The 9,768-nt window shown below is 62.5% G+C and carries 8 protein-coding genes and 1 tRNA gene; 2 read left to right on the forward strand and 7 right to left on the reverse strand.

Going from position 1 to position 9,768, the window contains the following annotated elements; translation table 11 throughout:
* Positions 1–1,971 (forward strand): glycoside hydrolase family 2 protein (locus tag ACYVDE_RS08250; RefSeq protein WP_460501009.1); only part of this gene is annotated, 1,971 nt, incomplete at its 5' end.
* 210 nt (positions 1,972–2,181) lie between these two features.
* On the forward strand, positions 2,182–4,449 hold the full coding sequence (locus tag ACYVDE_RS08255) for a GH92 family glycosyl hydrolase (protein ID WP_460501010.1): 2,268 nt from the start codon (positions 2,182–2,184) through the stop codon (positions 4,447–4,449).
* A 731-nt stretch (positions 4,450–5,180) separates the two neighbouring features.
* On the opposite strand, the gene ACYVDE_RS08260 is transcribed toward ACYVDE_RS08255, so the two are convergent.
* The 7 genes from ACYVDE_RS08260 to ACYVDE_RS08290 form a co-directional block, all read right to left on the reverse strand.
* A tRNA-Asn gene (locus ACYVDE_RS08260) sits at positions 5,181–5,254 on the reverse strand.
* Between the two features lie 111 nt (positions 5,255–5,365).
* Positions 5,366–5,836 (reverse strand): hypothetical protein, encoded by a 471-nt coding sequence (locus ACYVDE_RS08265; protein ID WP_460501011.1) that lies wholly within the window; start codon positions 5,834–5,836, stop codon positions 5,366–5,368.
* A gap of 11 nt (positions 5,837–5,847) precedes the next feature.
* Entirely contained in the window at positions 5,848–6,696 is an 849-nt protein-coding gene (locus tag ACYVDE_RS08270) for a 3-hydroxyacyl-CoA dehydrogenase NAD-binding domain-containing protein (protein WP_460501012.1), read from the reverse strand.
* A gap of 78 nt (positions 6,697–6,774) precedes the next feature.
* Positions 6,775–7,746 carry a signal recognition particle-docking protein FtsY gene (ftsY, locus tag ACYVDE_RS08275; protein WP_460501013.1) on the reverse strand — a complete coding sequence of 324 codons (972 nt, stop codon included), beginning with the start codon at positions 7,744–7,746 and terminating at the stop codon, positions 6,775–6,777.
* Positions 7,747–7,924: 178 nt separating this feature from the next.
* Positions 7,925–8,089, reverse strand: coding sequence for a DUF4295 domain-containing protein (locus ACYVDE_RS08280; protein WP_083322258.1), 165 nt, complete (start codon positions 8,087–8,089; stop codon positions 7,925–7,927).
* Positions 8,090–8,097: 8 nt separating this feature from the next.
* Positions 8,098–8,280 (reverse strand): 50S ribosomal protein L33, encoded by a 183-nt coding sequence (rpmG, locus tag ACYVDE_RS08285; RefSeq protein WP_035567317.1) that lies wholly within the window; start codon positions 8,278–8,280, stop codon positions 8,098–8,100.
* A 220-nt stretch (positions 8,281–8,500) separates the two neighbouring features.
* The coding region (locus ACYVDE_RS08290; protein WP_460501014.1) for a M24B family metallopeptidase at positions 8,501–9,768 on the reverse strand (1,268 nt) is incomplete at its 5' end.

Genomic DNA, 9,768 nt, shown 5'->3' on the forward strand with positions numbered 1-9,768 from the left:
CACGACGTGCACGTCATCACCCGCGTGCCGGGCCGGCGCCAGCCAGAGGGCCCGCAGGCGCCGGCCCAGCTCGACGTGACGGCCGAGCTGGAAAATCCCACCGGCAAAAAGGTATCGGGCGAGCTGCAATACACGATTGAGGGGCAGACGGTGGCGCAGAAAGTGATTTTGCCGGCCCATTCCAGCCAACTGGTGCGCCTGCCCCGGCTCACGCTGAACAACCCCAGGCTGTGGTGGCCCAACGGCTACGGCGCGCAGCCGCTGTACGCCTCGCAGGTGCAGTTTCGGGTGGGCCGCGCGGTGTCGGATGTCGAGGACGTGACGGTCGGCGTGCGCGAAATCGGGCGGGAGTGGAACGAGCGCACCCAGAGCGCGCAGGTGCTGGTGAACGGGCAGCGCGTCTTTATCAAGGGCGGCAACTGGATTGTTTCCGACGCGCTGCTGCGCTTTTCGGACGCGCGCTACGACGCCGAAGTACGCTTCCACCGCGACGCGAACCTGAACCTGCTGCGCGTGTGGGGCGGCGCGCTGGTGGAGCGGCCCGAGTTTTACCAGGCTTGCGACCGGTACGGCCTGCTGGTGATGCAGGACTTCTGGGTGACGGGCGACGCCAACGGCCGCTGGGTGGACCCGCTGAAGCTGGACGACCAGTACGCCCGCCGCCGCTACCCGCACGACCACCGCCTGTTCGTGCGCTCGGCCGCCGACCAGGTGAAGCTGGTGCGCAACCACCCCTCGCTGGCCCTGTGGTGCGGCGGCAACGAAATTACCCCGCCCCGCGACATCCTCACGACCCTGCAGGACAGCCTGTTGCCCCAGCTCGACGGCACGCGCTGGTTCATCCCCTACTCCAACGCCGACAGCATGTCGCTGAACACCCTGGGCGGGGGCGGCGACGGGCCCTATACCATTCAGCCCATCGGCCGGTTCTGGAGCCAGCGCACGTATCCGTTCAACTCCGAGGTGGGCTCGGTGGGCGTGGGCGAGGTGGAGTCGCTGGAGCGGTTTCTGCCGGCCGCCAACCTGGTGCCGCCGCGTTGGGTGGGCACCCCGGCCCGGCCCGCTGAGAAGGTGGATTCGGTGTGGGACTACCACAAGTACATCGGCTACGAAAACCACCTGCTGCCCTACGGCGCTCCCACCGATGCCCGTGACTTCGGCCGCAAAGCCCAACTGGTGAATTACGAGCAGTACCGCGCCCTCATGGAAGGCTTTAGCGCGCACATGTGGGACTGGTACACGGGCAGCATCATCTGGAAAACCCAGAACCCCTGGACGGCCCTGCGCGGGCAGCTCTACGACTACTACCTCGACCCCAACGCCGGCCTCTACGGCCTGCGCGCCGGCGCCGAGCCGCTGCACGTGATGTACAACCCCGTCGACAGCGTGGTGACGCTGGTGAACAACGGCTTCGGCATGCGGCGCGACCTGATGCTGGTGGTGGATGCCTACGACATGGCCGGCCGCAAAACACCCATCACGCAGGTTGTCATCGAATTGAATCCTTCGATGGCCAAGAAATACCTGCCCCTCAGCGGCACCATCCGTAAGCTGGCCCGGGAGCGGGGCACCTTCCTGCACCTGCAATTGCTCGACCTCGACCAGCGCGCCCTGAGCCAGAACTTCTACTGGCTGCCCGACGCCCGCGGCGAGTATTCGGGCCTGAAAACCATGCCCCCCGCCGCTCTGCAAATAGCCGCCCGCGCCGCCGCCCCCGGCCAGGTAGACGTGACGCTGACCAACCCCGCCGGCGCGCCCGTGGCCTTTTTCAACCGACTGGCCCTCGTAAACCCCGTCACCCAAAAGCGCATGCTACCCGTGTTCTACTCCGATAATTACGTGTCGGTGCTGCCCGGCGAGCGCAAAACCGTGCGGCTGGATTATACCACCACGGCCGACGTGCCCGCCCCGCTGGTATCGGTGGAAGGCTGGAACGTAGCCCGGCAGCTGGTGCCGGTGGCGGGGAAGTGAGCTAGCGGGCGCGAAACAAAAAAGAACGTCATGCTCATCCGGCGTCCGCGCAGTCGGAGCATCTCTCCCGCTTCGTCCAACTCCCCTCTCCCCGAGGAGAGAGGCCGGGGGTGATGTTTCTCGTCAGGCGAAGCGGTAGGGATGCTTCGCTTGCGCCCAGCATGACGTTCAACAAGGTAATTTTAACCTAACCACCCAAACCGCCCGCCCATGCCGCTTCGCTTTCTTCTATCCGCCACAGCCCTTGCCTGCGGACTGGCCGCGCTGGCGGCCGGCCCCCGCCCGCCGGCCAGCCTTACGCGCTACGTCGACCCCTACATTGGCACGGGCGGACACGGGCACGTGTTTCTAGGGGCCAACGTACCGTTTGGGGCGGTGCAGCTGGGGCCGGTGAACGTGACTGAGGGCTGGGACTGGTGCTCGGGCTACCATTATTCCGATTCCACCATCGTGGGCTTCGCGCACACCCACTTCAGCGGCACCGGCATCGGCGACCTGGGCGACGTGGCGGTGATGCCCACCACCGGCCCGGTACGCGTGACCGAGGGCCGGCCACGGCACCCCGAGCGGGGCCTGCTGTCGTTTTTCTCGCATAAGGAGGAGCAGGTGCGGCCCGGCTACTACACCGTGCGCCTCAAGCGCTACGACATCCGGGCCGAGCTGACGGCTACCGAGCGGGTGGGCTTCCACCAGTACACTTTCCCGCAGTCTGACGCCGCCCACCTGGTGTTCGACCTGCAGCAGGGCATTGGCTGGGATTTGGCCACCGACACTCACATTGAACAGCTCAACGACAGCACCCTGGTGGGCTACCGTTTTTCGAAGGGCTGGGCCGAGGACCAGCGGCTGTACTTCGCGGCCGTGGTTTCGAAGCCCATCCGCCAGTTCAGCAGCGTGCAGGTGCTCGATACGCTGGGCAACACCAAGCCCGCCGTCACCGGCAACCGCATCAAGGGCGTGCTCACCTTCGCCACCCGGGCCGGCGAGAAGGTGAAGCTGAAAGTGGGCATTTCGCCCGTCAGCACCGCGGGCGCGCTGGCCAACATCCGGGCCGAGATTCCGCACTGGAACTTTGAGCGGGTGGCGGCGCAGGCCGATGCCGCCTGGAACCGGGAGCTGCAGAAGGTACAGATTCAGGCCGACGAAACCCGGCTGACAACTTTCTACACCGCCCTCTACCACACCATGATGGCGCCCTCGGCCTTCAACGACCACAACGGCGACTACCGCGGCACCGACAAGCAGGTGCACCAAAACCCCGGCTTCACCAATCTCACCACCTTCTCGCTCTGGGACACCTACCGCGCCGCCCACCCGCTGTTCACCCTGCTCCAGCCCGAGCGCGTGAACGACATGGTGCGCACTATGCTGGCCATCTACCAGCAGCAGGGCAAGCTGCCCGTGTGGCACCTGATGGGCAACGAAACCAATTGCATGGTGGGCTACAGCGCCGTGCCCGTGGTAGTTGATGCCTACCTCAAAGGCTTCCGGGGCTTCGATGCTAACCTGGCCTACGAGGCCGTGAAGGCCACCGCTATGCGCGACGAGTTCGGCCTGAAAGCCGTGAAGGCCCAGGGCTTCATCCCCGCCGACAGCGAAGTCGAGAGCGTGTCAAAAGGCCTGGAATATGCCCTGGCCGACTGGTGCATTGCCCAGATGGCCAAGAAGATGGGCAAAACGGAGGACTACGCCTACTTCAGCAAACGAGCGCAGAACTACCGGAACTACTTCGATAAGCAAACCAGCTTCATGCGGGGCCGCGTGTCGGCCACCGAGTGGCGCACGCCCTTCGACCCGTTCAAGTCGGTGCATATGAAAAGCGACTTCACCGAGGGCAACGCTTGGCAGTACACCTGGTTGGTGCCGCAGGATGTGGAGGGGTTGATTGGGCTGCTCGGCGGCGAGCAACGCTTCGGCCAGAAGCTGGATTCGCTGTTTCGGGTGCAGGGCAATATGGGCGCCGAGGCTTCGCCCGACATTTCGGGTCTCATCGGCATGTACGCCCACGGCAACGAGCCGGGCCACCACATTCCCTACCTCTACAATTACGTGGGCCAGCCCTGGAAAACCGCCGGGAAAGTGCGCTTCGTCACCGACCATTTCTACACCACCCGGCCCGACGGCATCATCGGCAACGAGGACGTGGGACAGATGTCGGCCTGGCACGTGCTGTCGGCGCTGGGCTTCTACCCGCTCAACCCCGCCAACGGCACCTACGTGTTCGGCAGCCCCGCCGTGGCGCGGGCCGTGCTCACGCTGGCCGGCGGCAAAACGCTCACCATCGAAGCGAAGAATAACAACGCGGCCCACCCCTACATTCAGGCCGTGACGCGCAACGGCCGGCCCTACCCCAAGTCCTACATCACGCACCAGGACCTGCTGCGGGGCGGTACGCTGGTGTTCGAGATGGGCCCAAAGCCCAGCCCCACCTGGGGCGTGGCCCCCGCCGACCGGCCCCGGTCGGCGCTGAGCGACTAAGAACTCTAATTCATATACCGCCTGGCAAACTGTCGCCCCCAATAAAAAAAAACAAGGCATCTAGCATCCCACACAATACCATTGCGTGGCAGCATCTCCCAACTGTCTGCTGCAACTGAGCGACTGCTCTGCAAAGCAATATCGAACTTTTCAGCTCAGGCCATATGCCCGCAGATACGCGCGATAATGGTGCGTTTATATGACACTCCGCGCAGAGCTGATATACTGCTGACCTGTGCTACGGTTTCGAGAAAAACACTGCTTACTTCGAGTTATAAGCCCGTAGCGACGAGCTTATAACTCGAAGTAAGCATATGAGTAACCGTATCAGCACTAGCCAGATACATCAGCATGCTACCATTGCACGCTATGCATCCAGTTCAACATCCCGCTGACGGTAGCAGGTCGATGCCCAAGGCACCGCGCGCAATGCGCCAGTATATAATAGATACCCAATCGGATGCATCAATGTGCGTGTACCACGTAGTGAGCTGATTGCTACTCACCACCTCCGCTAATAATGCCGCTGGTCAAACCACAGGGCGCGCATGGGGCGCGAGGACAGCCAATCCTTACACTTGGTGGTAGAGTAGTCCGGCATATTTCTACCCGAACGCAAAGCTAAGGATTGTGCATCCGCGCTGACTACAATCGGGGCTGGCCAGTAGTATTAATCACCTAGAAAAGACAATCAAAAAAGGCCACTTACGTTACCGTAAGTGGCCTTTTAGCGCTCCCTCCTGGGCTCGAACCAGGGACCCTCTGATTAACAGTCAGATGCTCTAACCGGCTGAGCTAAGGAAGCTTTTTTCTAGTCCGAAACCCGGTTGTTGTTGTTTCGGAGTGCAAATCTACACAGACTTTTTAGAGATGCACAAGCACGTGGCAATTTTTTTTCAAAAATTTCTGCGCCTTTTCAATTCGTAATGCTGAGCAGGCTGCCTTGTACGCTGACGCTGTACTGTTTAAGGGGCAACGGCGCCGGGCCACCCGTTACTTGGCCTTTGAGGTCAAATTGCGAAGTGCAGCACGAATCGCGCATAAACAGCTTCGAATTGCGGTCGAGCGACACCGTGGCGCAGGCATCGTAGGGTCGGTAGGGGCAGTTGCGCTCGAAGGCCAGGAACGTACCCGCGCTCTGCCGCACTACAATCACGCCCTTCACGCCTCCGTTGCCGGCCGGGCCCTTGGCCGGAATTGTCACGGCCCCGTTGTCGAAGCGTAACGGGGCGTACTCCTGCGCCGCCAGGCTCAGGCTGAGGTTGACCGGGGCGTAAGGAATTTGAGGCTGGGTGTCGGTTTTGCTGCCGCAGGATGCCAGCAGGCCGCCTAGCACCAACCCCGCTCCTATCCGGGCCGGCCACGGGCTCACAAACGAAAAATGCATAGCGAAACGACTTAATAAGTGTAGAAGCCACGGCCGGTTTTGCGGCCGTGGTGGCCGGCATCGACCTTCTGCTGCTGAATGCGGCTGGGCCGAAACTTGCCGTCCTGATGAAATGAGGCAAACATGGCGCTGGTCACCGAGAAGTTGGTGTCCACACCAATCAGGTCCATCAACCGGAACGGGCCCATTTTAAATCCGCTGGCTTCGAGCAGCTCATCCACCACCTCAAACGGGGCCACGTTTTCCTCCACCACTTTCAGGCTCTCCACGTAGTAGTGCCGCGCCACGCGGTTCACGATGAAGCCGGGCGCATCGGCGGCGCGCACGGGGGTTTTGCCCAGGCGGCGGGCCAAGGCTTCTACCGCGTCGGCTACCGCCGGGGCCGTGGCGGCCCCGCTGATAACCTCCACCAGCGCCATCAGCGGGGCGGGGTTGAAGAAGTGCAGGCCCACCACGCGCTCGGGGCCGGGCACCGGGGCCGCCAACTGCGTGATGGGCAGCGAGGAGGTATTAGAGGCCAGAATGATGCTCGGCCCGTTGATTTCGGCCAGGTCCTGAAACAGCTTGTGCTTCACGTCGAGCCGCTCCACCACGGCTTCGATGATGCAGTCGGCGCGCACGTCGGCCAGCGTGGTGGTGAGCGTGAGGCGGGCCAGGGCGGCCTCGCGGGCTTCAGCGGTGAGCTTGTTTTTCTCGACCAGCTTACCCAAGCCGGCCGCAATGGCCGCCTGCGCTTTTTCGAGGGCCGCCGAGCTCAGGTCGAACAGTACGGTGGGCAGGCCATGCTGCACGCCGAGCTGGGCAATGCCCAGGCCCATGGTGCCGGCACCGACCACGGCTAAGGTTTGAATGTCCTTCATGGCACGAAGGTAAACGGCCCGCCCCGTCCGGTAGTATCCGGGCCAAGCGGGCCGTGAGCCAAGGCGAGCTAGACTCGCTTATTTCTTGAACAGCGAATTGACGAACGTGTGGCGGTCGAAGAGCTGCAGGTCAGTCATCTTCTCCCCCACCCCGATGTAGCGCACCGGGATGCTGAACTGGTCAGAAATGCCAATTACTACGCCGCCGCGGGCCGTGCCGTCGAGCTTGGTGATGGCCAGGGCCGTTACTTCGGTCGCTTTGGTGAACTCCTTGGCTTGCATAAACGCATTCTGCCCGGTGCTACCGTCGAGCACCAGCAGCACTTCGTGCGGCGCGTCGGGAATGGTTTTCTGCATCACGCGCTTGATTTTGCTCAGCTCGTTCATCAGGTTCACCTTGTTGTGCAGGCGGCCGGCCGTGTCGATGATGACCACATCGGCCCCCATCTCCACGCCTTTCTGCACAGCATCGAAGGCCACGGCCGCCGGGTCGGTGTTCATGCCGTGGCTGATAACGGGCACGCCCACCCGCTGCCCCCAGATGATGAGCTGGTCGACGGCCGCGGCGCGGAAGGTATCGGCCGCGCCCAGCACCACCTTCTTGCCGGCGGCGTGGAAGCGGTGCGCCAGCTTGCCGATGGTGGTGGTTTTGCCCACCCCGTTCACGCCCACCACCATGATGACGAAGGGCTGCCCGGTGCTGCCCGCGCGGTCGAGCACGGCCATCGAGCCCGACTTGTTGTCCTCCAGCAGCCCGGCAATCTCCTCGCGCAGAATGCGGTCGAGCTCGCCGGTGCTCACGTACTTGTCGCGGGCCACGCGGGCTTCGATGCGGTCAATCACCTTCACGGTGGTTTCGATGCCCACGTCGGCGTGCACCAGCAGGGTTTCCAGGTCGTCGAGCACGGCCTCGTCCACGGTGCTTTTGCCCACCACGGCCTTGCTCAGCTGCTCGAAGAAGTTGGTTTTAGTTTTTTCCAGGCCCGCATCCAGCGAGGCTTGCTGGGCGGGGGTTTCCTTGTCCTTTTTAAAAAAATCGAAGAGGCCCATGAGGGAGGGTTTGTAGGGTGCGGGGCTTGCCCCCGCCCGGACGAATGCACGACGAATGGCGAAATCGTTCAACGAAACTCGTTCAACGGCGGGTGGGGGCCAGCCCCACCCCTACACGCAAAAAGTCCCACGAAGGTGGGACTTTTTACTCTTTTAACGAAGCCATAGCGGCCGGCAACTATTTGTTGCCGGTGGCCAGGTACTCCTGAACTTTGTCGAGCAATACCATTTCCTCGCGGAAAGTGTAAGCGCCGGTTTTCTCCGATTTCACGGCACGAATCACCTTAGCCCAGTTCTTAGCGTTTTCGGTGGTTTTCAGCGTAGCAACTACTTTCTTAGCCATTGTTCAGGTTATTTAATTTCCTTGTGAACGGTCATTTTCTTGAGGATGGGGTTGAATTTCTTCAACTCGATGCGCTCGGGCGTGTTCTTGCGGTTCTTGGTGGTGATGTAGCGCGAGGTGCCCGGCATCCCCGAGGTTTTATGCTCGGTGCATTCCATGATAACCTGCACCCGGTTTCCTTTTTTGGCCATCTCGACGGGGGGTATGATTTTTAAATTTAGGACTGCAAAGGTACGGGGATTTTTGGAAACAGCAAAGCAACTCTACGCAACTTTCAGTTGGCGAAGCAGAACGCCTCAAAAACGTCATGCTGAGCGCAGTCGAAGCTTCTCTGCCGCAATAGTAACTGAATACTTTGGCGGCAGAGATGCTTCGACTCCGCTCAGCATGACGTTCTCATCATTTCCTTTTCTATCGCAACTCCGGCAGCCTGAAGCCTTCGAGCGCGCTGGGCTCAGCCATTAATCTCTCAATATCAGCCACGGTGCGCGGGGCTTCGGCCGAGAGGTTTTCGTAGCCGGTGGGCGTTATCAGAGCGTCGTCTTCGATGCGCACGCCGATGTTCCACCACTTGGGGTCGCAGGGCGAGCCGGCGGGAATGTAGATGCCGGGCTCGACGGTGATGACGTTGCCGGCCTGCAGCGGGCCATAGGTGCCGCGGTCGTGCACGTCGAGGCCCAGATAGTGGCTGGCGCCGTGCGGGTAGTATTTGCGGAAATCGTCTTTCTTCTTGATGATGCCGAGCTTGAGCAGGCCGGCGGCCACTACTTCCTGCGTGGCTTTGTTGGGGGCATCGAAGTCGGCGCCGGGGCGGCAGGCGGCAAAACCGGCCTCTTGGGCGGCCAGCACCAGCTCGTAAATCTGGCGCTGGGCGGGGCTGAACGTGCCCGACGGCGGCGCGGTGCGCGTCACGTCGGCGGAGTAGCCGTGGTATTCGGCGCCGCAGTCCATCAGCACGAGGTCGTTGTCGAGGCGCTGGCGGTCGTTGGTTTCGTAGTGCAGAATGCAGCCGTTGGCCCCGCTGCCCACGATGCTGGGGTAGCCCTGGAACTCGGCCCCGTAGCGGCGGTACACATATTCGTGCAGGCCCTGCAGCTCCATTTCGCCCATATCGGGGCGCATCAATTTCAGCACCTCGCGCTGACCCTGGGCGCTGATGCGGATGGCCCGACGCAGCAGGGCCAACTCCTCGGGCGTTTTGATGGCGCGCAGGCCATCGAGCTTTTCGCCCAGCGTAGCATCGTCGACCCGGCCGGGCGGGTGGGCGTCGATGGCAGCTTTGCGGGCGGCGTCGGTGGCGGCGGCGATGTATTCGCGGATGAGCGGCGACGTGCCCAGCACGGGGTTTTCCTTTACTTGGCCGGCCAGAAACTGGGCGAAACCCTTGGCGCGCGTCAGGCCGTAGCGCCGGATGGCCGTTTCCCACTCGCTCAGGGCCGGGTTGTAGTCGGCGGGCACGCCGGCTTGCTGGCGGAACGTGGCCACGAGCTTGTGCAGGTCGGCGGGGTTGCGGGCGTCGTCGCGGGTGTCGGTGGGCAGGTTGTCGAACAGCACTTTATCGAAATCGGCCCACTTGAGGCCGGCGGCGGCAAAGTCGGTGTCGTCGGCAGCATACTGCACGGCCAATTGGTTTTTGGCCCCGGCGGCCCCGAGGCGGCGGCCGGTCCACTGCTCGCGGG

The organism is Hymenobacter agri (assembly GCF_054778495.1).